Annotated in this window: 22 protein-coding genes and 1 pseudogene; all 23 read right to left on the bottom strand. The window is 52.1% G+C overall.

Annotated elements, in window-relative coordinates:
* Positions 1-5: 5 nt before the first annotated feature.
* The 23 genes and pseudogenes from ACLB09_RS03575 to ACLB09_RS03465 all read right to left on the bottom strand — a co-directional run bounded on the left by ACLB09_RS03575 (position 6) and on the right by ACLB09_RS03465 (position 21,058).
* Positions 6-767 carry an ABC transporter permease gene (locus ACLB09_RS03575; protein WP_410768371.1) on the bottom strand — a complete coding sequence of 254 codons (762 nt, stop codon included), beginning with the start codon at positions 765-767 and terminating at the stop codon, positions 6-8.
* Positions 760-1,683, bottom strand: a complete 924-nt coding sequence (locus tag ACLB09_RS03570) for an ABC transporter ATP-binding protein (RefSeq protein ID WP_410768370.1) — start codon at positions 1,681-1,683, stop codon at positions 760-762. Before ACLB09_RS03570 ends, ACLB09_RS03575 begins: the two co-directional genes overlap by 8 nt.
* Before the next feature lie 83 nt (positions 1,684-1,766).
* On the bottom strand, positions 1,767-2,459 hold the full coding sequence (locus ACLB09_RS03565) for a response regulator transcription factor (RefSeq protein ID WP_410768369.1): 693 nt from the start codon (positions 2,457-2,459) through the stop codon (positions 1,767-1,769).
* A gap of 299 nt (positions 2,460-2,758) precedes the next feature.
* On the bottom strand, positions 2,759-3,853 hold the full coding sequence (locus tag ACLB09_RS03560) for a prephenate dehydrogenase (protein ID WP_410768368.1): 1,095 nt from the start codon (positions 3,851-3,853) through the stop codon (positions 2,759-2,761).
* Positions 3,854-3,890: 37 nt separating this feature from the next.
* On the bottom strand, positions 3,891-4,988 hold the full coding sequence (gene hisC / locus ACLB09_RS03555) for a histidinol-phosphate transaminase (protein ID WP_410768367.1): 1,098 nt from the start codon (positions 4,986-4,988) through the stop codon (positions 3,891-3,893).
* 48 nt (positions 4,989-5,036) lie between these two features.
* Complete coding sequence (gene trpA, locus ACLB09_RS03550) at positions 5,037-5,864, bottom strand: tryptophan synthase subunit alpha (protein ID WP_410768366.1); 828 nt, start codon at positions 5,862-5,864, stop codon at positions 5,037-5,039.
* Positions 5,861-7,069, bottom strand: coding sequence for a tryptophan synthase subunit beta (gene trpB, locus ACLB09_RS03545; protein ID WP_410768990.1), 1,209 nt, complete (start codon positions 7,067-7,069; stop codon positions 5,861-5,863). The genes trpA and trpB overlap by 4 nt, the downstream gene beginning before the upstream one ends.
* A gap of 27 nt (positions 7,070-7,096) precedes the next feature.
* Positions 7,097-7,735: pseudogene (locus ACLB09_RS03540) on the bottom strand (phosphoribosylanthranilate isomerase); the annotation flags it as partial.
* The gene (trpC, locus tag ACLB09_RS03535; RefSeq protein WP_410768365.1) at positions 7,728-8,567 is read right to left on the bottom strand and encodes an indole-3-glycerol phosphate synthase TrpC; all 840 of its coding nucleotides are present in this window, start codon (positions 8,565-8,567) and stop codon (positions 7,728-7,730) included. The pseudogene ACLB09_RS03540 and the gene trpC, both read right to left, overlap by 8 nt.
* Positions 8,557-9,597: an anthranilate phosphoribosyltransferase gene (gene trpD / locus ACLB09_RS03530; protein ID WP_410768364.1), complete on the bottom strand. Its 1,041-nt coding sequence runs from the start codon at positions 9,595-9,597 to the stop codon at positions 8,557-8,559. The genes trpC and trpD overlap by 11 nt, the downstream gene beginning before the upstream one ends.
* 17 nt (positions 9,598-9,614) lie before the next feature.
* The gene (gene trpE / locus ACLB09_RS03525) at positions 9,615-11,177 is read right to left on the bottom strand and encodes an anthranilate synthase component I (protein WP_410768363.1); all 1,563 of its coding nucleotides are present in this window, start codon (positions 11,175-11,177) and stop codon (positions 9,615-9,617) included.
* A 460-nt stretch (positions 11,178-11,637) separates the two neighbouring features.
* Entirely contained in the window at positions 11,638-12,012 is a 375-nt protein-coding gene (aroH, locus tag ACLB09_RS03520) for a chorismate mutase (RefSeq protein ID WP_410768362.1), read from the bottom strand.
* Positions 12,005-13,108: a 3-dehydroquinate synthase gene (gene aroB / locus ACLB09_RS03515; protein ID WP_410768361.1), complete on the bottom strand. Its 1,104-nt coding sequence runs from the start codon at positions 13,106-13,108 to the stop codon at positions 12,005-12,007. Before aroB ends, aroH begins: the two co-directional genes overlap by 8 nt.
* Complete coding sequence (gene aroC / locus ACLB09_RS03510) at positions 13,108-14,277, bottom strand: chorismate synthase (RefSeq protein WP_410768360.1); 1,170 nt, start codon at positions 14,275-14,277, stop codon at positions 13,108-13,110. Before aroC ends, aroB begins: the two co-directional genes overlap by 1 nt.
* A gap of 242 nt (positions 14,278-14,519) precedes the next feature.
* The gene (locus ACLB09_RS03505) at positions 14,520-14,696 is read right to left on the bottom strand and encodes a hypothetical protein (RefSeq protein ID WP_410768359.1); all 177 of its coding nucleotides are present in this window, start codon (positions 14,694-14,696) and stop codon (positions 14,520-14,522) included.
* A 69-nt stretch (positions 14,697-14,765) separates the two neighbouring features.
* Complete coding sequence (locus tag ACLB09_RS03500; RefSeq protein WP_410768989.1) at positions 14,766-15,590, bottom strand: CheR family methyltransferase; 825 nt, start codon at positions 15,588-15,590, stop codon at positions 14,766-14,768.
* The gene (gene ndk, locus ACLB09_RS03495) at positions 15,587-16,030 is read right to left on the bottom strand and encodes a nucleoside-diphosphate kinase (protein WP_410768358.1); all 444 of its coding nucleotides are present in this window, start codon (positions 16,028-16,030) and stop codon (positions 15,587-15,589) included. Before ndk ends, ACLB09_RS03500 begins: the two co-directional genes overlap by 4 nt.
* Before the next feature lie 111 nt (positions 16,031-16,141).
* Positions 16,142-17,116, bottom strand: coding sequence for a polyprenyl synthetase family protein (locus tag ACLB09_RS03490; protein WP_410768357.1), 975 nt, complete (start codon positions 17,114-17,116; stop codon positions 16,142-16,144).
* On the bottom strand, positions 17,113-18,009 hold the full coding sequence (locus ACLB09_RS03485; RefSeq protein WP_410768356.1) for a menaquinone biosynthesis protein: 897 nt from the start codon (positions 18,007-18,009) through the stop codon (positions 17,113-17,115). Before ACLB09_RS03485 ends, ACLB09_RS03490 begins: the two co-directional genes overlap by 4 nt.
* On the bottom strand, positions 17,960-18,583 hold the full coding sequence (locus ACLB09_RS03480) for a UbiX family flavin prenyltransferase (protein ID WP_410768355.1): 624 nt from the start codon (positions 18,581-18,583) through the stop codon (positions 17,960-17,962). Before ACLB09_RS03480 ends, ACLB09_RS03485 begins: the two co-directional genes overlap by 50 nt.
* Complete coding sequence (locus tag ACLB09_RS03475; RefSeq protein WP_410768354.1) at positions 18,583-19,455, bottom strand: UbiA-like polyprenyltransferase; 873 nt, start codon at positions 19,453-19,455, stop codon at positions 18,583-18,585. Before ACLB09_RS03475 ends, ACLB09_RS03480 begins: the two co-directional genes overlap by 1 nt.
* The gene (locus ACLB09_RS03470; protein WP_410768353.1) at positions 19,448-20,173 is read right to left on the bottom strand and encodes a demethylmenaquinone methyltransferase; all 726 of its coding nucleotides are present in this window, start codon (positions 20,171-20,173) and stop codon (positions 19,448-19,450) included. The genes ACLB09_RS03475 and ACLB09_RS03470 overlap by 8 nt, the downstream gene beginning before the upstream one ends.
* A gap of 15 nt (positions 20,174-20,188) precedes the next feature.
* Positions 20,189-21,058: a heptaprenyl diphosphate synthase component 1 gene (locus ACLB09_RS03465; RefSeq protein ID WP_410768352.1), complete on the bottom strand. Its 870-nt coding sequence runs from the start codon at positions 21,056-21,058 to the stop codon at positions 20,189-20,191.
* Between the last annotated feature and the right edge of the window lie 45 nt (positions 21,059-21,103).

Here is a 21,103-nt window from a genome sequence, read left to right as displayed (position 1 = left end):
ATCTGTTATTTAATTTCCTTTCTGCGGAACACAAGAATACCAAGCATTCCGGATACAACAATCGTCAATAACGGCACTAGCAGGAGCGCCGGTAAATCTCCACTGTCGATGCTAGGTTTGACGATATCGCCCATCAGTTTGAAAATAGAATAATCGTATAAAGTAGCAACGAACGATATCTTTGAACCTATGCCAGCTAACACCATATCGATCATAAGAAAGAAAATCATCGAGAAACCGATCGTTTTGCCGCTATCGGTAAGAATTACGGTGAACAGTGCCCCGATAGCCGCGTAAGCTGCCGTGTACAATAACGTCAACCCGAGCGCTCGGGGTATGAATAACGCGGTGATCCCGTCCGGCAGGTGACCAAAGCCCGAAAGCAGCGTGACTTCGACCGTACTGACGATAGGAAAAACTAGAGAAATCGCCATCGCTCCGACTGCGAATACGATCAGCTTTGCCGCAAACAGTCGCCCTCTGGTGTTGCCCGAAGAGGCGATCGTCTTCATGACACCTGTAGAATATTCGTTAGAGATGAAGAATCCGGCCAGAACCGCTACACCGAATTTAATGACATAGGCATTGCTCGAAATAAAAGTAAATAAAAATTCGACACCCATGAACTGAGGCTCTCCACTGGAACGATGATCAAAATAATACAACAGAGGATACGCGAGCGAAAGAACGGAAAGTGCGATCAGCAGCGTCCAAAACGATCTATTTTTGCGGAGCTTGAAAAACTCGACTCTGATCAGATTATACATGAAGGTTACCCCCGATCCGCTTCGTGAAGTAACTCTCCAAATCTTCGCCCATGGGCATAAACTTCTCAATTTCCAAGCCTGCGGAGAAAAGCAACGACGATAATTTGCCCGGCTGCTCAATGCGGCTGTATAACTTGATGGCCCCATCCTGCATCACTTCGAAATCGGCCGTGCCCAGTTCGTTCTGAATAACGGCTGTTGCCCTGTCGGGATTATCCACCTTGATTAACACGTACTGCTGGCACTTGTTGTCCAATTCTTCGGCAGTGAGCTGTTCCAGCAACACACCGCGATGAATAATGCCGTAATGGCTTGCCATCAAATGCAGCTCGGTAAGAATATGACTTGAGATCATGATGGTAATCCCCAACTCGCGGTTCAGCCGTTTGAGCAGTTCGCGCATTTCGATGACGCCCATCGGATCCAACCCATTGGTCGGCTCGTCCAGGATCAGGAACTCCGGATCCCCGAGTAAAGCGATCGCAAGACCTAGCCGCTGCTTCATTCCGAGCGAGAAATTTTTCGCTTTCTTCGTGCCAACCTCCTGCAGTCCGACCTGCTTCAGCATCCTTGGAACGCAATCTTTGCCGGGGATGCCGCGCAGAATCCGGTTCGCTTCCAGATTCTCACTGGCGGTCATATGGGGAAACAAGGCAGGGCTCTCAATCATCGAGCCGATCCGCTTACGTGCCTGATTCAAAGCCCGTTCATCGCTCGCGCCGAACAGCTCGATCGTCCCTTCAGTCGGAAAAGCAAGTCCGGTCACCATGCGGATCAAAGTTGATTTTCCGGCCCCATTTTGCCCGATAAAGCCATAAATGGATCCTTTGCGAATAGACAAATTGACTTTGTCCAAAGCCGTATGGCCTTTAAATTTTTTGGATATCTGATTGGTTTTCAAAACATACTCTTGCATCGTCGTCTTGGCCTCCTTTTCTTGATAGACCAAGTATAGAAGCTAATACATAAGAAGAGCTTAAGCCAAATCTTAAGAAAGTCTTAAGGCTTGAGCCGATAGCCCATGCCCCATACCGTCTCGATAAATTCACTTCCTGGAGCGGCCTTAGCCAGCTTGCTGCGCAAATTGCTCATATGGACGTTAACCGTGTTGTCGTCTCCGTAGAAGGGTTCATTCCAAACCCTTTCGTACAAATTGGATTTCGTAAACACCTTCTTCGGTGCCGACAAAAATAACGAAAGGATTTCAAACTCTCGAGACGTAAGCGACAGTTCTGCCCCGTCTGCAGTAACCGACAGTGCATCTTGATCAAGTACAAGTCCTTTATGCCGAAGCACGTTAGGTAAAGCCGGTTGCGCGATCCGCGCGTACAATCGTAAATGCGAATCGATTCGTGCAGATACTTCCTCGACGTCGAACGGCTTCGTAATAAAATCATTCGCTCCACCGCGCAAGGCGGACACCTTGGTTTGGGGTTCGCCTTTGGCCGAAATGATAATCACCGGCATGTCGTCCCGTCCGTCAATCCGCTGGAGCAATTCCTCGCCCGTCATGCCGGGCAGCATCAAGTCCAGCAACAGCATGCTCCATTTACGCTGCTCCAGATAGAGAAGCGCTTCCGTTCCGGAATAGGCGGGCTGGGGATTATAACCGCTTTTCTTAATAATGCTGCACAGCAATCGGTTGATGTCGCCGTCATCTTCAGCAACTAAAATATGTATCGGGTCGTTCATTGAATCTCCTTTTGATACCTGAATTTATCCATGATTTGGATGTTCGCTATTATGTATGATAGCAGGTTTTACCTACTATATCGAGACGAGTCCTGTGAAGAAACGAAATGTCCATAAAAACGCAAAAAAAAACCGCTTCGTAAGAAGCGGTCTTTGCTCACTACCGAGCAAAAGATATTGGATAGGAGTGGAGAGAAACCATACTGTACTTTTATTATATGTATACGTTTTCATTCTGTCAACACTTTTTTATAAGCGTTTTCATTTCGCGAAATACGGGGCCTTTCGGCCCCGCGAAATTAAACGTAAACGGAATATCCAAGCGAGTGCAAATGGTCTTTGGCCCGCTCCATATCGGCTTCCTGCCGAAACGATAGCCTGAGTACGCCGGGGACATCCTCCCGGCTTTCGATAATTTGCATATTGCTCAAGTTGATATGGCGAACGCCGAGCTCCGTGGCGATCTGTCCGATAATTCCCGGCGTATCCGGTACATCGATATACAGATCGAACAAGGAAGTGATCGCTCCCTTTCTCCGTTCCGGCAACTCGCCGCGGAACAGGTTGGCTTTTTCGAAGGCCTGTTTGATGCCTTCGCCATCTTGACCTTCAAGCAAACCGATAAAGCTGCCGATCTCGGCATTCCAGTCCCGGAGCAAGGACAATAGTACTTCCCGGTTGCTAAGAAGAATATCTCTCCAAATCAGCGGGTCGCTGGAAGCGATGCGGGTGATGTCGCGGAACCCGCCGGCGGCCAGCGTCCGGTATAGCTCATTATTGCCATTGTAATCGCACACTTGATTCACAAGCGCCACCGCGATAATATGCGGCAGATGACTGATTGCCCCGACGATTTGATCGTGCATGACCGGATCGATCCGGACGATTTGGGCCCGCGTATAGGCTAGCAGCTTTTCCAATCGGGAATAAGCTTCCTCGGGCACATCCGGGGATGGCGTTAGCACGTAATAGGCATTTTCGAACAGCAACGTGGAAGCGGCGTCCACGCCCGAACGTTCGGAGCCGGCCATCGGATGGCCGCCGATAAAATGCACGCCCGGAAGCGAAAAGCTTCTGGCCCGTGCCGCGACCGAAGCTTTGGTGCTTCCGACATCGGTGATAATGCAGCCCGGCTTCAAAGGCATGGCATAAAGTTTTTCCAGATACTCTTCCAGGTTCCCGACCGGCACGCATAAAAAAATGAAGTCTGCATCTTGCGCCGCCTCCTCCATGGAAAGCGTCGCGGCGTCCACGACCCCGCGTTCAATCATCCGGCTCAGGGAACCGGGGCGAGGGCTATGGCCGATCACCGTAATGTCCGGCTTTCCCTTAAGGCATAAAGCGAGCGATCCGCCGATCAGCCCCACCCCGAAAATCGCAACTTTAATCGTCATAATTTTTCACTCGATTTCTGATTTATAAGTAATGAATTTATACACGTGCGCCTTGCTCGGATAACACATTCTCCAGTGCAGCGATAAACTTGGCGTTCTGGTCGGACGAACCGATGGTAACCCGGATATGATTCGGGTATTTCGAAAACCCGGCTCTGACGATGACGCCCAGCTTGAGCAGCGATTGGAACATCTCCACAGCCGAAGTCTTAACATCAACCATAATGAAATTTCCGTGTGCCGGAAAATATGGCAACTGCAGACGGTCGAACTGTTCATTCAAATAAAGAATGCCATCCCGGTTTTTGGTCCGGCAGTCGGCTACAAACCCGTGATCGGTTACCGAAGCCTTGGCGGCAGCCTGACCAATCCGGGAAGTATTAAACGGCTCGCGTACCTGGTTGATCAGCTTGATCACGTCCGGCTGCCCGATACCGTAGCCGATCCGAAGAGACGCAAGACCGTAGATCTTCGAGAACGTCCGCAATACAATCAGGTTGGGATAATTGGACAACAGCTTGATCCCGTCCGAATATTCCGGATCGGTGACATATTCCGCATAAGCTTCATCGAGAACGACCAAAACATGGTCCGGCACCCGGTCCAAAAAGGACTTCAATTCACGGTCGGAAACGATAGTTCCCGTCGGGTTGTTCGGATTGCATACCCAAACGACCTTCGTTTTTACGCCGATCTTGCCCAGCATGGCATTCAAATCATGTGTGCCTTCCAGGAGCGGAACCTCGATGCTCACCGCACCTTCGATATCGGCATTGCTCTTGTAAACGGAAAACGTGGCATCCGCCATTACGGTTTCGTCTCCAGGCAAAAAGAACGCACGGGCGATCAAAGCGATAATTTCGTCGGAACCGCAGCCGAAAATAACCTGATCCCGGTTGACCCCATGGTGACCCGCAAGCACTTCGGTCAACTCCGCGGCGCTGCCGTCCGGATATAGGCTGATGTTAGCCAATTCCGATTCGATGGCCGCGCGTACGCGAGGAGAACAACCATACGGGTTTTCATTGGAAGCGAGCTTGATGACTTCCTGTAGTCCAAGTTCGCGCTTCACTTCTTCTATCGGTTTTCCCGGCTGGTACACCGGAAGATTTACGATATGGGGTTTAGGTAACATGCTTATTTCCTCCCTCGGTCCATGCCGATCGGGTTCACGCCCGACCGGTTATTTTTTTATCTTTAATTGTGCCACAAAGTCACGGATTTGCAACAATCCCTGTTCCTTCGTTTCTATCTTTTCCAGCAGCGGCAAGCTCTCTTCGATTTTCCGCACGATTGCGCTGCCGACGACGACGCCGTCGCAAATCTTCGAGAACCGTTCGGCCTGTTCCCTGCTGGAGATGCCGAAGCCTACGGCGACGGGCAGATCGGTCTGTGACTTTACCGATTGAATGAACTCATTCACATGCTGGTGAAAAGCGCTCCGCTCTCCGGTTACTCCCAAAGATGAAACGCAGTAGACAAATCCTCTCGCCCGGGACAGGATCATCGAGATGCGGCTGCTGGACGTGGGAGCTACTAGCGGGACAAGCATAATGTTGGCTCTGTCGGCCTGCTTCAATACCTCTTCCGACTCTTCATAAGGCAAGTCCGGAATTATGACCCCGCTGACACCAGCGTCCTGCAAAAGTCCGAAGAACCGCTCAAGACCGGTTTGCAGCACCGGATTATAATAGGTGAACAACACGAACGGCATCTTTACGCCTCGTTCTCTAGCTTTCCGTGCCGTATCAATACAGGTTTCTACGGAGATTTGGGTAACCAGGGCCCGCTCCGAAGCCCGTTGAATAACCGGACCGTCGGCCAACGGATCGGAATAAGGCACGCCCAGCTCGAGTATATCGGCTCCGGCCCGCTCCAGTTCCACGATAATATCGAGCGTGGTCTCCAGATCAGGGTCGCCGACGGTTATAAAAGGAATCAGTGCTGTTTGTCCCTCCAATCGAAGTTTCGCAAACGTCTGCTCCATCAAATTCACGGATGTTCCGTTCATAGTTCGGCACCCCCTTCCGTATAGGCCATAATCGACTCCACGTCTTTATCGCCGCGCCCGGAAAGACAGATCACGATCAAATCGTCTTTGCTCATCTCCGGCGCTAGCTTGAGGGCCTGGGCGACGGCATGCGCGGATTCCAGGGCTGGGATAATCCCTTCCCGGCGGCTAAGCAATTGCAAGGCATCCAGAGCTTCCCTGTCGGTAATCGGATAGTACTTGGCCCGTTGAATGTCTTTCAAATAGGAGTGCTCCGGCCCGATTCCCGGATAATCCAGACCTGCCGAAATCGAATGGGCCGGCAGTACCTGGCCGAAAGCGTCCTGGAGCAAATAACTCATCGAACCTTGGAACACGCCCTTCGTTCCCTTGGTCATGGTTGCCGCGTGGAACTCCGTTTCCACGCCTCTGCCGGCGGCTTCCACGCCGACCAGCTGCACGGAAGTATCCTCCACGAACGGATAGAACATGCCGATCGCGTTGCTGCCCCCGCCGACGGCGGCGATCAGCATATCCGGCAACCGCCCTTCCGCCTCCAGGATTTGCCGGCGCGTTTCGTCGCCGATAATCCGCTGGAAATTGCGAACCATCATCGGATACGGATGCGGCCCTGTCGCGGAGCCGAGAATGTAGAAGGTGTCATGCACATTGCTGACCCAATAGCGAAGCGCCTCGTTACAGGCATCCTTCAGGGTGCGTGTGCCCGACAGTACAGGCACTACCTCCGCGCCGAGCAGCTTCATCCGGAATACGTTGAGCTGCTGCCGCTTCGTATCCTCTTCGCCCATGAATACCTTGCATTCCAAACCGAGCAAGGCGGCAACCGTGGCCGTGGCCACGCCATGCTGACCCGCTCCGGTCTCGGCGATAACCTTCTGTTTACCCATCCGTTTGGCCAAGATCCCCTGACCGATGGCGTTGTTGATTTTATGAGCTCCGGTATGATTCAGGTCCTCGCGCTTCAGATAAATCTTGGCGCCTCCCAGATATTCGGTTAACCGCTCCGCATAGTAAAGCGGCGTTTCCCGTCCGGAATACTGCTTCAGCAAATAATCGATTTCCGCCTGAAATTCGGGATCATCCTGAAACCGGCGGTACGATGCCTCCAGTTCCAACAAAGCGTTCATCAATGTTTCCGGGACATAGCGGCCTCCGAAAGGACCAAAGCGGCCATGTTCGTCCGGTACTTGTTTTTTCTGTGTCATGCTCCCCTTCACCCTCTCCACAAATGCTGCGATCTTGGTCAGATCCTTGATTCCGTCACTCTCTATGCCGCTGGAAACGTCGACACCGTCGGGGGACATCACCGAAATCAGTTGTTCCACATTGCCCGGATGGAGTCCGCCGGCAGCGAAAAAGAGAATTCCGCGTTGCTTGGCCCAGCGCTGATATGGCACCGCCTGATTCCAGGCGAACGCTACGCCGGAGCCTCCGCCATAATGCGGATCATAAGTATCGAGCAGCAGCCCGTCGATCACACCGTCATATGTCTCAAAAGCCAGGTCCCCATGCAGGTTTCCATCTTGTTGCACAGAAAAGGCTTTGAAAATTTTCACTCCATACCGTTCCTTGACTTGCCGGCAAAATTCCGGGGCTTCAACGCCATGCAGCTGGACAACATCCAGCGGTGTGACGGATAGAATATCACCAAGCTCTTCCAGGGAAGGGTTCACGAACACGCCGACGCTTTCCGGGATCACTCCGCTTTGCCATGTTTTCAGGACAGCGGCCAATTCTGCCGCACGGGATCCGCTGATCTGTCGCTTACTTCTGGCAAAAACAAATCCGATATAATCAATCGGCAAGTTTATCATAGATTTTAGCACTTCAACGCTTTGAAGTCCACAAATTTTTAACGCCGTTTCACCCATGGTTAGACAGGCTCCCTTCGGGATCTGACTTCAGGAAACCGCGGTTTACCGGTCCCATCAGCTCATGAATCCCCTCATCCACATGCTCATTCCGCATAAACGTCTCGCCGATCAGCACGCCTTTGGCTTTTGACGCCAGTAAATAATCAATATCTTCCCTATTCCGAATTCCGCTTTCGCTGATCAGAGTGATATCAGGAGGCACAAGCTCAGCCAGTGCGGCGGTCGTCTCTAGCGAAGTCTCGAACGTGCGCAAATTCCGGTTGTTGATGCCGATCAATTTGGCATCTCCGAGAGCCAGCGCCCGCTCCAGTTCCTCCCGGTCGTGCACCTCCAGGAGCACATCCAGGCCAATCGCGGCGGCCGCGTCCAAATAGTTCCTCAGTTGGACATCGCTCAAAATCGCGGCGATGAGCAACACGGCATCCGCCCCGATTAACCGTGCCTCATAAATTTGCCGCTCGTCTATAATGAAGTCCTTGCGAAGCAACGGGACATGGACCGCCGCGGAAATCTCCGTCAAATAAGTCGCGCTGCCCTGAAAGTATTGTTCGTCCGTCAATACGGATATGCAGTCCGTTCCTGCCGCCGCATAACTTTCGGCAATCTTGACCGGATGAAAATCCGGGCGGATCAGACCTTTGGACGGCGACGCCTTCTTCACTTCGGCGATCAAACCCAGTTCGCGTTTGCGCCGCACCGTCAATGCCTGATGGAATCCACGGGTCGGTGCCATCGCCGAAATTTTCCGCTCCGCATCGGCCAGCGAGAAACCTGCAGCCAGCCGTGCAACTTCCTGTTTTTTCGTCTCTACGATTTTATCAAGATACATAACTTAGTTCCCCCGTTGTTTGGATAAGCTGTTCCAGTTTAGCATACGCCTTACCGGAATCGATGGATTCCGCGGCGATGATCACTCCTTCACGGATGCTGTCCGCAAGGCCCGAGACATAAATGCAAGCTCCCGCATTGGCCAGTACCACCTCGCGGTAGGCCCCTTGTTCCCCTTGAAGCACACGGCGGATAATGTGAGCATTCATGACCGGATCCCCGCCCATCATCTCCGTGAGCGAATAGCTTCGGAGTCCCAATTGTTCCGGTGTCAGTTCATAGGTTAACACTTCGCCGTTTTTCAGTTCGGACACGCGGGTGGGCGATGAGATACTGATCTCATCCAGTCCTTCCGCGCTATTTACGACCAGTGCCCGCTTGGAACCCAGTTCACGGAGTACCCGGGCGATCGTTTCCGTTTTGCTTCCGTCGTAAATGCCCAGTACTTGGCGATCCGCACCAGCCGGATTTGTCAGCGGGCCAAGCATGTTAAATACCGTTCTGACGCCGAGCTCTTTCCGCGGTGCGGCCGCATGGCGCATCGAAGGGTGATACAACTGCGCAAACAGGAAACAGATACCGATGTCGTCAAGGCAGCGTTTGGCTTGCTCGGCACTCAGCTGGATGTTCACGCCCAGTGATTCCAACACATCGGCGCTGCCTGCCCGCCCCGAGGCCGACCGGTTTCCGTGTTTCGCCACCCGCACCGATACCGAGGCGGCTACGATTGCCGATGTCGTCGAGATGTTAAATTTATGGATGCCCGATCCGCCCGTGCCGCATGTATCCAGCAGTTGCTGCGTTTCCGTGGTCATCCGGCTGCCATGCATCCGCATCGCTTCCGCAAACCCGGTAATTTCATCCACGGTTTCCCCTTTGATCCGAAGTGCCGTCAACAGTCCGCCGATTTGGGCGGGCGTAGATTCGCCGCCCATGATCGCCTCCATAATACTGCGAGCCTCCTGCCGACTCAAATCCTGTCCTTCAATCAACCGTCCGATTCCGCTTTGTACCGTTTCCTGTCCGTTCATCGCCCTTCTCCTTTCTTTTAACCTCTCGGGGTATATTCGTAAAGATAATCCTGATTAATGAAATCTTCGGCTTTCGGTTGGGGCGGAAACATCATCTCCGCCGTCCGGATCGCGGTCAGCAGCGCTTTCGCTTTATTGACCGATTCCTGGTATTCGTTCTCAGGAAGAGAATCCCACACGATGCCTCCGCCCGCCTGGACGTAGGCTTTACCGTGTTTGAACACGATCGTCCGGATCGTGATGCAGGAATCCATATTGCCGGAAAAGCCCAAATATCCGATCGCACCGGCATATGTGCCGCGCGCTTCATTCTCGAGTTCCGCGATGATCTCCATCGCCCGCAGTTTAGGCGCTCCGGATACCGTTCCGGCTGGTAAACAGGACAGAAAAGCGTCAAAGAAATCCTTGTCGGCCGACAGCTTGCCGGATACTTTCGAAACCATATGCATCACGTGCGAGTAACGTTCGATTTCCATGTAAGAATCGCATTTTACCGTACCGAATTCCGATACCCGCCCAAGATCGTTGCGACCCAGATCCACCAGCATAAGATGCTCAGCCCGCTCCTTCTCGTCCTTTAGCAGTTCCGCTTCCAGCGCATGGTCTTCCTCCGCCGTCGCTCCCCGCGGCCGGGTACCGGCGATCGGCCGGGTCTCCACCCGGTTGCCCTCCACCTTCACCAGTGCTTCGGGGGAGGTGCCGACGATAATTTCATCATCCATTTTGAGATAGTACATATAAGGGGAAGGATTCATCGTCCGGAGTACCCGGTATACATGCAGCGGATCTACCTCGGTTTCGATATGAAAACGTTGGGATAGCACTACCTGAAAAATGTCCCCCGCGCGGATATACTCTTTTCCTTTTTCCACGTTGGCAATAAACTGTTCCTTACTCAAATTCGACTCGATCTTGCCGAGCTCCACATTCCCGGGAAGCGGTCTGCGGTTAAAGCTTTCACCCGGCCCTTCCTGTTGCAGCAGGTCCGCCGCTTCATCCAGCTTTCGCTCCGCCTGGGCGTAAGCCCTGCGGATATCTTCGTCCCGGTCCCCCTCCTTGATGTGCACGTTAGCTACCAGCAAAATCCGCTGCTTGATATGGTCGAACACAATGACCTGGTCGCAGAACATAAACTGCATATCCTGCATGCCCAAATCGTCTACGCGGTGGGATGGCAGCTTTTCGTAATATTGCAGCAAGTCATATCCGAAAAAGCCGATCGCCCCGCCGGTAAACGGCGGCATTTCCGGCAGCTCGGGACTGCGATAACTCCGCAGGACCGCCTTCAAATCATCGACGGGTCTTGCCGACTTTACCGTTTCCCTCACACCCTGGCGTTCCATGACAACCTCGCCCTTCTTGGCCGTCATCATCAGAAACGGGTCCATGCCGATGAAGGAGTATCTTGCCCATTGGATGCCTCCCTCTACGCTTTCCAGCAAAAATGCCCGTTCCCGCTGGGCAATCCGGCGGAAAATGCGGATCGGAGTTTCCAGATCGGCGAGCAGCGTCCGGACGATGGGAATCAGATTGTAGTCCTTCGCCATCGCGATCACCTGTTCAACTTGCGGGGTTGTCATAATAGCTCACTTCCTTTTTCGAGTTATCTATTGAACGATCCATTCACGTCTATAACAACAAAAAAACCTCCACCGAAGTAGAGGTTTGCTTTATTTGCAGGAAGTTATTATCGGCGATGTCCCGTTAACGGTAATCCAAAGCAAGACAACATCAGGAAATCGCGCCATACCCATACCATGCCACGACGGTTAAGAAGGCAGATCAACGCCCTACCTCTTACCCATTATCCTGCAATCGAATGCTTCCAACCGCTAATGCCGGCTCGAAAAATCCCGCCAGGCCATCTCTCGGCTCAACTCTGCTCATCTCAGCTATGCTCTGCTCGGCTCTAAATCTCACTAGGGCAACCGACTCCGACCGACACTCCTGCCGATCCCGAAAATCACTTGCCTAAAATCTTAAAAATACTATACCTTATGATATCCGCTTTGGCAACTCCCGATTTCGATCCCCTGTCTTCTAGGAACCTGAAATGCTTAAATCCGGACGCAAAGCCTGGGCTTCGTTAAGATAAACATGCTTCATTTCGCGCTGGCCTTTGTTCGTATTGACCTGAATAAGCAGGCGAATGCATTTCGGAAGACCGCCTTTCACGGGGATTTCCGTAGAACACATTAGCGGAACCATGTCCCATCCGTTCAGGACACGAATCGCGCGAGCCGGAAATGTCGCGTCCAGATCAGGCGTGACGGTAATCCATACACTGCAGATATCTTCAGGTTCGATTTCATTCCGTTCGACGACTTGCTTCAAAAGCGCGGCCGTCGCTTCCAGAATTTCCGCTTCTTCATTGCGGGCTACCGTTGTGGCACCCCGGATTCCCCGGTTATACATGCTGCTCCTCCTCTTTCAGATCTCTGATGACCCGGCGAACTTCGTCTACCGTCACATCCGAAACAATCTCGACTTTGCCGATGCTAAGCGGCAGAATAAAGACAAGTTTTTGTTCCTTGAATTTCTTATCATGCATCATCGCACTGACGATTTGCTCTTCATCCAAATGCTTCGGCATCACAATCGGAAGCCCGAAGCCCGAGAGCAATGACACCGTTTCCTCATACAGGGAGCGGTCCGCGCCGCGGTTGACGGCAATCAGGGCAGCGGCGGCCATTCCGATCGAGATCGCCTCGCCGTGCAAAAATTCGCCATAGCCGCCAATCGCCTCCAGCGCATGGCCCAGCGTATGGCCCAAATTCAATATCGCCCGCAAACCAAGCTCTCTTTCATCATCCGAAACGACCTGGGCTTTGATCGAGCACCCTTTGGTAAGCCCGTATACTAACGTATCCGCATCCAACGCCAGCAGCTCGGAGGTATGTTCGCGGCACCAATCGGCAAATTCCGCATCCCAGATCAGCCCGTGTTTGACCATTTCCGCCAAACCGGCTCGGACTTCCCGCTCGGGAAGGGTTTGCAAGGTATCCACATCATATAGAACCATTTCCGGCTGATGAAAGGCGCCGATCATGTTTTTTGCGAGACGATGGTTGACGGCTACCTTGCCTCCAACGCTGCTGTCGTGGGCCAAAATGGTTGTGGGCATCTGCACGAAGGTAACGCCGCGCATATAAGCCGCAGCTACAAATCCCGCCAAATCGCCGACGACGCCTCCGCCGAGAGCCACGACCGCCGAACGGCGGTCCAGCCCGCCCTCGATCGCCGTCGTCATCACATCTTCAAACACGTCCAGCGACTTCGATTTTTCCCCGGCCTTGACAACTTTGCTGACCGTCCGGTAACCGCTGTTCTCCAGCGACTCCTCCACCTGCTTCAAATATAACGGAGCCACATGATCGTCGGTTACGATAAGGACAGGACTTTTCTTGCTCAATTGATGATTTTCGAAATAACTCCCGGCTTTAGCCAACAGACCGCCGCCGATATAAATCGGGTACGAACGTTCTCCCAAATCTACCTGCAGCGTCCGCATCAGTAATTCTCCAGTTGAGCCAAGTAGCTTTGCACATTGCGTTCGATCTCTTCCATCGAATCGCCTCCGAATTTCTCCAGGAACGCCTTGGCGACTTCCCAAGCCACGACATGCTCCAGCACCACGCTGGCCGCCGGCACCGCGCAAGCGTCGGAACGTTCAACCTGCGCCGTAAACGGTTCCTTGGTATCGATATCCACGCTTTGCAGCGGTTTATACAAGGTAGGGATCGGCTTCATGACCCCGCGGACCACGATCGGCATCCCGTTGGTCATCCCGCCTTCGAATCCGCCGAGACGGTTGCTGGCGCGATGGTATCCCTTTTCCTCACTGTACAAAATCTCGTCATGCACCTGGGAACCGGGCCGTTTCCCGGCTTCAAATCCGATTCCGATCTCCACGCCTTTGAACGCATTAATCGACATCACAGCCTGGGCGATGCGTCCATCGAGCTTGCGGTCATACTGCACATGGCTGCCAAGTCCGACAGGCACGCCTTCCACGATGCATTCCACGATGCCGCCGATGGAATCGCCTTCTTCCTTGATCCTGTCGATATAGGCCTCCATCTTCTTTTCCGTTTCGGGATCCACGACGCGGACGGAGGACTCTTCCGTAATCCGCGCCAATTCATCAAGCGGCAAATCATGATGCGGTGCCTCAATTTCCCCGATGCGGATGACCTGCCCGGCTATTTTGATGCCGAATTTCTCCAACAGCTGTTTGGCAATGGCGCCGACTGCAACCCGAACCGCTGTTTCCCGCGCGCTCGAACGTTCCAGCACATTGCGCAGATCCTTCAAATTGTACTTAAGTCCGCCGTTCAAATCGGCATGGCCCGGACGCGGACGGTGAACCCGGCGTTTCTCCTCATCCGTTCCTTCGATCGGTTCAATGTTCATAATGTTGCGCCAGTGCGTCCAGTCGTTGTTCGCTACCACAAGAGCTACCGGAGCACCAGTCGTATATCCATGACGAACGCCGCCGACGATATCCGCCGTGTCCTTCTCGATCTGCATCCGCCGGCCTCTCCCGTATCCTTTCTGGCGGCGGGCCAGTTCGAAATTCAATGTTTCAAAATCAAGTTTCAAATTGCTGGGCAATCCTTCAATAATGGCTGTAAGCTGGGGACCATGCGTTTCCCCGGCGGTTAAATAACGTAATGTCATGATGCGTTCCCCCTTTAAACTGTTAAACTGTAAAGAGCTAAAATCCGATAATTCTTTTGCTCATTATAGTATACGACCAACCTTTTGACAAGAAAGCCTTACCGCTTCGACATCTTAAAAAAATGCTGACCGTTAACCCCAATCCGCAAAAAAAACACGCCGCTCCTTCAGCCTTGTGACAGAAGAAACCGCGCGTCCGATTGCACTTATCATGGTAAAAGAAATATCATTTTCAATCAGCCCTATGAATTGCTGGTGGCTTGCTGGTTATCCATCAGAGGGTCCCGCTGATGATGCTCCGCTGGAGCCGGCTCCAACAAATCTACGATGTGGGTTTTCTCCACACCAAGAACCTGGGCGCATTCCTGTAACGTAAGGAACCCGCGCCGGTAAGCATCGATCACCTTTCTTTTATCCATAGCTGAGCTGACCTCCCTAACTCTATTGTCCATCATTATTGGGAAACAAAGAGAGGATTATACAACCGGCTATGCTTTTTTACGATAAAAGAATGTTTCCGCCGGCTCCAGGTCATATTGGGACGGAGAGAAGATTTGTTCCGTGCTTCCGACAAAGAGAATCCCGCCGGGGCGCAGCGCCTTGGCAAATTTATGATAGAGCGCGTTCTTCGCCTCTTCGGTAAAGTAAATCATCACATTTCGGCAAACGATCAGATCAAAGTCCTCTTCAAAGGTATCCAGCAACAGGTTTTGCTTCTTAAATGTTACCGCTTTTTTCAATTTTGCATCAAACAGGAACCGGGCGCCATCCGGGGTAAAATAGCGCTTTACTACGTCGGAAGGCACATCTTTCAACGAACGGTCCAGGTAGAGGCCCTCGGCCGCCTTGGCTAAAGCTCCTTCGTCGATATCGGTCGCAAGCAGATATGTATTTTGCAGCAAACCCTGATCCGCCAGTATCATGGATAACGTGTACGGCTCCTCCCCGGTAGAGCAGGCCGCACTCCAGACCCGTAGGCGCGATTTTCCGGCGGACAAGCCCGGCAACACGATATCTCGAAGCACTTCCCAACGGTTCGGGTTGCGCCAAAATTCGGATACGTTAATCGTCATTTTATCAAGGAATTCATAAAACAGCGTCTTGTTAAGCATCATCGCATTATAAAAAGCATCAAAAGTGGAATAACCGTTTTTGTTGCGGAGGGTGGTCAAACGGCGCTTCATTTGAGCTTCCTTGTACTGTGCCAAGTCAATCCCCGTGCTCTTTTTGATACTTTCGATGAACCCCGCATAATCGGGATCCGCAGAAGCTGTACCTCCGTTCAAGGAGGTCTCGTCACCGCCTCGGATCATATCCATGAGGAGATGCTCTTCGAGTAATCGACAAGTTCATGAAGATCAAAGAAATTGGCTATTTCCCGCTCCGCGCTCTCCGGTCCGTCAGAACCATGAATCAGATTAAACGGCGTGTGGGCCGCAAAGTCTCCGCGAATCGTACCGGGCAAGGCCTCGGTCACTTTGGTTTTTCCGATAACCATACGCGATAGCGTGATTACGTCGTCCCCTTCCCACACCATGGCAAATACAGGCCCGGATGTAATAAAGCTGACCAATTCGTCAAAAAACGGTTTTCCCTCGTGCTCCGCGTAATGTCTCTTGGCCTGTTCTTCCGAAACCTGCACTAACTTCCCTGCCGCAAGCTTGAATCCTTTGTCTTCAAACCGGCTGACGATTCTGCCAATCAATCCGCGCTGCACTCCGTCCGGTTTGACCATTAAAAAAGTACGTTCCATGGTTTTCCTCCCGATTTAGACAACTTCCATCTTTAGTGTAAAGGCTGCATTAACGGTATTCTACCAAAAAAACGTCACGCTGATAAGCTTCAAAAAGAGGTTTGACCGTAATTAATAAGAGCGCTTGTTAACAAACTGAGCTATCTCTTTAAGATGATTTCTCGTTTTGCTTTCCGGGAGGCATTCGAGCGCTTCCATCGCCTTGGCGATAAAGCGGTCGGCGAGCTGCTCCGCCCGTGCAATTCCGGAACTCGATAAGATCATCCCGATCGCACGGGATGTATCAGCTTCAGACCCTTCCGCCCGGATTGCATTTATCTCCTGCAAGAGCGGTTCCCGAAGTTCTTCCTCCTGCAGCGCGTAGATTACCGGCAACGTAATGTTTCCCTGCCGCATATCACTGCCCGGCGGCTTGCCGATACTCTTCTCCGTGCCGCACAGGTCGAGCAGGTCGTCGCGGATCTGAAAAGCCATCCCGACATTATAGCCATAGCGGTAAAGCAAGTTGTGGACCTTGGCCGGGGCGTCCGAAGCCAAAGCACCCAACTGGCAACTGATCGCGATCAACAGCGCCGTCTTGCGGCGGATTCGCAGCAAATAGTGGCGTACCGACTGATCGGTGTTGAAAAAATCGCGGATCTGCTCCATCTCACCCACCGACATCTGTACCATCGCCTTGGCCAGTATCCGGTGAGGTTCGGGATTCTCCAGCTGTGTCGCGAGCATCAGTGCTTTGGCATAGATATAATCGCCGGTATACATGGCGACTTTGTTGTCCCATTTAGCTTTCACCGTCGGCTTGCCTCGGCGTGTGCCCGCGTCGTCGATCACATCATCATGAACGAGGGAAGCCGAGTGGATGAGCTCCAGGGGAACCGCGACATGCTGCAGCTTTTCCAGATCATAATTGCCGAATTTGCCGCCCAGCAGCACAAAAATGGGACGCAGTCTCTTTCCTCCCGCTTTCAGCAGATGCAATGACGTTTCGCTCAGCAGCTCATCATCGCCTTCGATGCTCCGGTACAACTGCCGTTCAATAAAGTCCATATCCCTTTTCAGCGCGCCGAAAATATCCATTAATTTCATTCTTTCACCCGTATCAGCTTATTGTCACTCCAAATGTCCATCACAACTTCATTCGGCAGAAGTCCCATTTCATGGGCGTAAGAAAAATATAAGGCCAGTCCGTTCTGCCTTTGTTCACTAAAATCATAACATAAGTTCTTGAAATAATGATGCCAATAATCGGACGTGCCGCCGATCTCGCGAAGGGCTTTCTCCACCAGCGGATTTAAGTCTTCCAAACTGCGCCGTTTACTTGCAGCGAATGCCTCGCATGCCTTGGAAAGAAACTCCGGATTTCCCTCGGCAAACGTCTTCTGTACGGCCCACACGGCGAAGGTCATTCCATAACCCGTCCATTGTTTCCAGACTTCCCCCAAATCCGTAACGATATAACCATGATCCCTCCAGGAAGCCTGAATGGCATGATCTCCAATCAGCAGCGCCGCGTCGCTGGATTCCATCATAGCATCGAGAATCGGCTCGCTGTCCCAATACGTCGGTTTGCCGCCGTATGCTTTTTCCATAATGATTTTCAACAGGTTTACCGAAGTCGCCGACGTGTTCGTAAGTGCAATCACGCCATCGCGGATTTGTTCCGGCGGCTTGCGGGAAAAGAGCAAAATCGAGTTTACGGGACCATCCGAGCTGACGGACAACTCCGGCAGGAGCATGAAGCGCTCTGACCCGTATCCAAAAGCAAAGGAGGACACCGGCGACAAATCGAGTTCCCCCTTCAGCATTTTCCGGTTGAGCACGGACGGTACCTCGGTCACAAGTTGAGCCGGCCGCGACAGTTCCGTCGTCTTAAAATGATGAAAAACAGGCCAAACGTTGGTGTACTTTATTTTTCCGATGAGGATGTCGTCATTCTCCCGGTTGTTCACTGTGATCCCCCCATCTAGTAAAGAGAGCATGTTCGATTTTTAAGTTGTCCAGTACTTTACCCACTAAAAAAGCAACCAAATCATCGATGTCTCTCGGACCAAAATAAAACGCAGGCATGGCCGGAATCATCCGGACTCCAAGCCTCGCCAGTTTAAGCATATTTTCCAAATGAATCGCATGCAGCGGCGTCTCCCGCGGAACAAGCACAAGCGGTCGCGACTCCTTCAACATGACGTCCGCCGCCCGTGTCATCAGATTATCGGAAGACCCACTTGCTATCGATGAGAGCGTCCCCATGGAGCAAGGCATAATTACCATGCCTTCTACCAAAAAAGAACCGCTCGCGATGGAAGCTCCGATATCTCCGACCGGATGATAAATGTACGCTCCCGGATAGCCTTGAAAATGCTCTTTCAAAACCGCTTGACGGTCAGAGACTTCCCAGCCTAATTCTTCCTTGATCACCCGCCAGCCGGCATTCGAAATGACAAGATGCACCGTAATGCCTTGGCTTAACAGGGTTTCAATCAGCTTCACTCCGTAAATTGAACCGCTTGCCCCCGTAATCCCGACCACCAGCGCCTTGTTCTTGTTTTCGTTCATCAGGAATGCCGCACCACCAAATCGATCAGCGTAAACGAGAACACGACGATGCTGAGGACGCCGTTCATCGTAAAGAAAGCGGTCTGAAGTCTGCTGAGATCGCTGGGCGAAACGATATAATGTTCATAAAATAAAATGAGATATGAAATCAGCATGCCGGCAATATACCACCAGCCGAGGTCCGTCATAAGAAGTATGGCTATATAACCAAGTGCGGTAAGGATGTGGAATACCTGCGCGATCCGCAGCGATTTCGCCACGCCAAACCGGGCAGGAATCGAGTACAGGCCTTCTTTTTTGTCAAACTCCACGTCCTGGCAGGAATAAATAATATCGAAGCCAGCTACCCAAAAAATATTCGTCACAAAAAGCACCATTGCCGCCGCATCCACTTTACCCGCTACGGCAACCCAGCCGCCGAGCGGAGCCAGCGCAATCGTGATCCCGAGCACTATATGGCAAAGCCATGTAAAGCGTTTCGTATAAGAATAGAGCACAAGCATGAATACCGCGATCGGAAGCAGCTTCATCGCCAGCGGATTGAGTTCGGCGGCCGCCCAGAACAACAGGGCGAATGAAATGATAATGAAGAGTACTACCTCGCCGATCTTCAAAAGACCGGCAGGAATGGCCCGGCCAGCGGTCCGCGGGTTCTTGCCGTCGCTGACCCTGTCGATCAGCCGGTTAAGTCCCATCGCCGCACTGCGGGCTCCGATCATGGCCATTAACACCCAGCCGATTTGAGCCCAGGAAGGCAATTCGTGATGAATCGCTACGGACCCGAGCAATGCACCCATAAAAGCGAAAGGTAACGCAAATACGGAATGTTCAAATTTAATCATTTGCAGAAAGATCGTTATTTTTCTAAACATGTGGCGTCCCCTTCGTTCCGATGTGTAAAGCGGCTATTCCGCCGGTTAAAGGATACGCTTCAACTTGAATAAGTCCGGTTTCACGGAAAACTTGCGCGAGTTCTTCACGCCCCGGAAACTGGACAAGCGAATCCGGAAGCCATTTGTATTGTTCGTACCGCTTCGCGATCAATTTTCCGAGCATGGGCAACAGATGCTTGAAATAAAAATAATAAAGGCCTTTAAACGGTTGCCAGGTCGGTTTGGACAATTCCAGGCAGACAACCATGCCGCCCGGTTTGACGACCCGCTTCATTTCGTTCAGCACCTGCCGTAAATCCGGCACGTTTCTAAGCCCGAAACCGATCGTTGCATATTCGAACGTATTGTCTTCGAACGGCAATGCCATCGCGTTCCCCTGGATCAGGTTTATCGATGACTCCATGCCGCTTTCGGCGATTTTCTTGCGCCCGACTTCCAGCATGCCTTCGCTGAAATCCAGGCCGGTAATGCTGCCTCCGCTCGTTTGGGCCATGCTTATGGTCCAGTCGCAGGTTCCGCAGCATAGATCGATCGCGGTGTCACCCTGCGACATATCCATCTTTTTCATTGTAAATTTACGCCATGCCTTATGACGGCGGAAACTCAAAATATCGTTCATGATATCGTACTTGGGAGCGATGCTCTCGAATACCGAATGCACAAACTGCTCCTTCGGTTTGGAGGACGGATTACTCATGTTCAACCCTTCACCTTACCCTTCCTGTATTGCACGGCGATGTGAGGACAAGACGGCGATCATCGGTTCCAGAATACCGGCAATTTCAGAGCGGATCTTGTCACCTTTGCATTCCGGAACAAGACTTTGCACGCGGTCCACCGATTGGCGGAGCATGGACGCCAGCTGTTCCTTGATTTTGTATTTGGCGAGAAGCCGGTTCCAGTCACTTTCGCCGATTCTGCGGGCGGAAATCATCTCTTTGTCTTCGGAGGTTCCCGTCTCCCAAATATGCAGATATGCATATCCTCTTCGTTCCTCCGGTGGCTCGGCGCAATAATTCAGTTCATCCATCATTACTTCGCAGCGGCTAAGCTCCGCCAGCAGCAATCTCCAAATGTTTTGCACCGACTTGTCCAACTGATGGGAAAAAGAAAGGAATAGCGGCATCTTTAAGTGGACGCATTCCTTCAAGTACTCCTCTGCGGGCAATAGCATTCTTTTCAATCCGTTGTAAAGACGCACCTTGATCCGGTTCACTTCGCAGATCGCCGCGCTCATTCTTGAAACCGTACCGATTTCATCCTTCTGGGCCAGCAGTTCATAGAACACGCTGCTGAAATAATCGCCCGCCAGTACCTTTAATTGGCGTGAGCGCATCGCCTTCTCTTCTCTCCTGGTATCCCCAACGTCAATCCGATCATGGGTGTCCAGCCCGAGCTGTACGAGAAAAGCGGCAAGCGAGCAAGCTTCCGCTGAACGGGCGGCATCATGCTCACGATGGTTTAAAAACGTATAAAGCAAACGAACACGGGGTACCGGAAATTCCGGAAGCTCCGTGTGAGTTGAAATCATGTCGTATTCGACATACTTTTTGGCCAATTCTGTTATGCGATCAGGTATCATCCTCTGCCTCCGAGCCGCTATTCCTGACATCCACAACCGTATTAA

Origin of the sequence: Fontibacillus forbon (genome assembly GCF_046559655.1) — a bacterium.
Classification (GTDB): domain Bacteria; phylum Bacillota; class Bacilli; order Paenibacillales; family Paenibacillaceae; genus Fontibacillus.
The sequence above is the reverse complement of the archived record's forward strand: the minus strand, read 5'-3'. Positions and strand labels throughout refer to the sequence as shown.

Excerpts from the sequence above, each read along its gene's own strand:
- ACLB09_RS03485 (WP_410768356.1), bottom strand. The coding sequence starts at position 18,009 with ATGCTCTCTTTACTAGATGGGGGGATCACAGTGAACAACCGGGAGAAT.
- aroC (WP_410768360.1), bottom strand. The coding sequence starts at position 14,277 with ATGACATTACGTTATTTAACCGCCGGGGAAACGCATGGTCCCCAGCTT.
- trpB (WP_410768990.1), bottom strand. The coding sequence starts at position 7,069 with ATGACACAGAAAAAACAAGTACCGGACGAACATGGCCGCTTTGGTCCT.
- ACLB09_RS03565 (WP_410768369.1), bottom strand. The coding sequence starts at position 2,459 with ATGAACGACCCGATACATATTTTAGTTGCTGAAGATGACGGCGACATC.
- ACLB09_RS03480 (WP_410768355.1), bottom strand. The coding sequence starts at position 18,583 with ATGAACGAAAACAAGAACAAGGCGCTGGTGGTCGGGATTACGGGGGCA.
- ACLB09_RS03570 (WP_410768370.1), bottom strand. The coding sequence starts at position 1,683 with ATGCAAGAGTATGTTTTGAAAACCAATCAGATATCCAAAAAATTTAAA.
- ACLB09_RS03560 (WP_410768368.1), bottom strand. The coding sequence starts at position 3,853 with ATGACGATTAAAGTTGCGATTTTCGGGGTGGGGCTGATCGGCGGATCG.
- trpD (WP_410768364.1), bottom strand. The coding sequence starts at position 9,597 with ATGAACGGACAGGAAACGGTACAAAGCGGAATCGGACGGTTGATTGAA.
- ACLB09_RS03505 (WP_410768359.1), bottom strand. The coding sequence starts at position 14,696 with ATGGATAAAAGAAAGGTGATCGATGCTTACCGGCGCGGGTTCCTTACG.
- ACLB09_RS03500 (WP_410768989.1), bottom strand. The coding sequence starts at position 15,590 with ATGATCCGAGGCGGTGACGAGACCTCCTTGAACGGAGGTACAGCTTCT.
- ndk (WP_410768358.1), bottom strand. The coding sequence starts at position 16,030 with ATGGAACGTACTTTTTTAATGGTCAAACCGGACGGAGTGCAGCGCGGA.
- trpC (WP_410768365.1), bottom strand. The coding sequence starts at position 8,567 with ATGTATCTTGATAAAATCGTAGAGACGAAAAAACAGGAAGTTGCACGG.
- aroB (WP_410768361.1), bottom strand. The coding sequence starts at position 13,108 with ATGCGGACGCTGCAGGTAGATTTGGGAGAACGTTCGTACCCGATTTAT.
- trpA (WP_410768366.1), bottom strand. The coding sequence starts at position 5,864 with ATGAACGGAACATCCGTGAATTTGATGGAGCAGACGTTTGCGAAACTT.
- aroH (WP_410768362.1), bottom strand. The coding sequence starts at position 12,012 with ATGTATAACCGGGGAATCCGGGGTGCCACAACGGTAGCCCGCAATGAA.
- trpE (WP_410768363.1), bottom strand. The coding sequence starts at position 11,177 with ATGACAACCCCGCAAGTTGAACAGGTGATCGCGATGGCGAAGGACTAC.
- ACLB09_RS03475 (WP_410768354.1), bottom strand. The coding sequence starts at position 19,455 with ATGTTTAGAAAAATAACGATCTTTCTGCAAATGATTAAATTTGAACAT.
- ACLB09_RS03465 (WP_410768352.1), bottom strand. The coding sequence starts at position 21,058 with ATGATACCTGATCGCATAACAGAATTGGCCAAAAAGTATGTCGAATAC.
- ACLB09_RS03490 (WP_410768357.1), bottom strand. The coding sequence starts at position 17,116 with ATGAAATTAATGGATATTTTCGGCGCGCTGAAAAGGGATATGGACTTT.
- hisC (WP_410768367.1), bottom strand. The coding sequence starts at position 4,988 with ATGTTACCTAAACCCCATATCGTAAATCTTCCGGTGTACCAGCCGGGA.
- ACLB09_RS03575 (WP_410768371.1), bottom strand. The coding sequence starts at position 767 with ATGTATAATCTGATCAGAGTCGAGTTTTTCAAGCTCCGCAAAAATAGA.
- ACLB09_RS03470 (WP_410768353.1), bottom strand. The coding sequence starts at position 20,173 with ATGAGTAATCCGTCCTCCAAACCGAAGGAGCAGTTTGTGCATTCGGTA.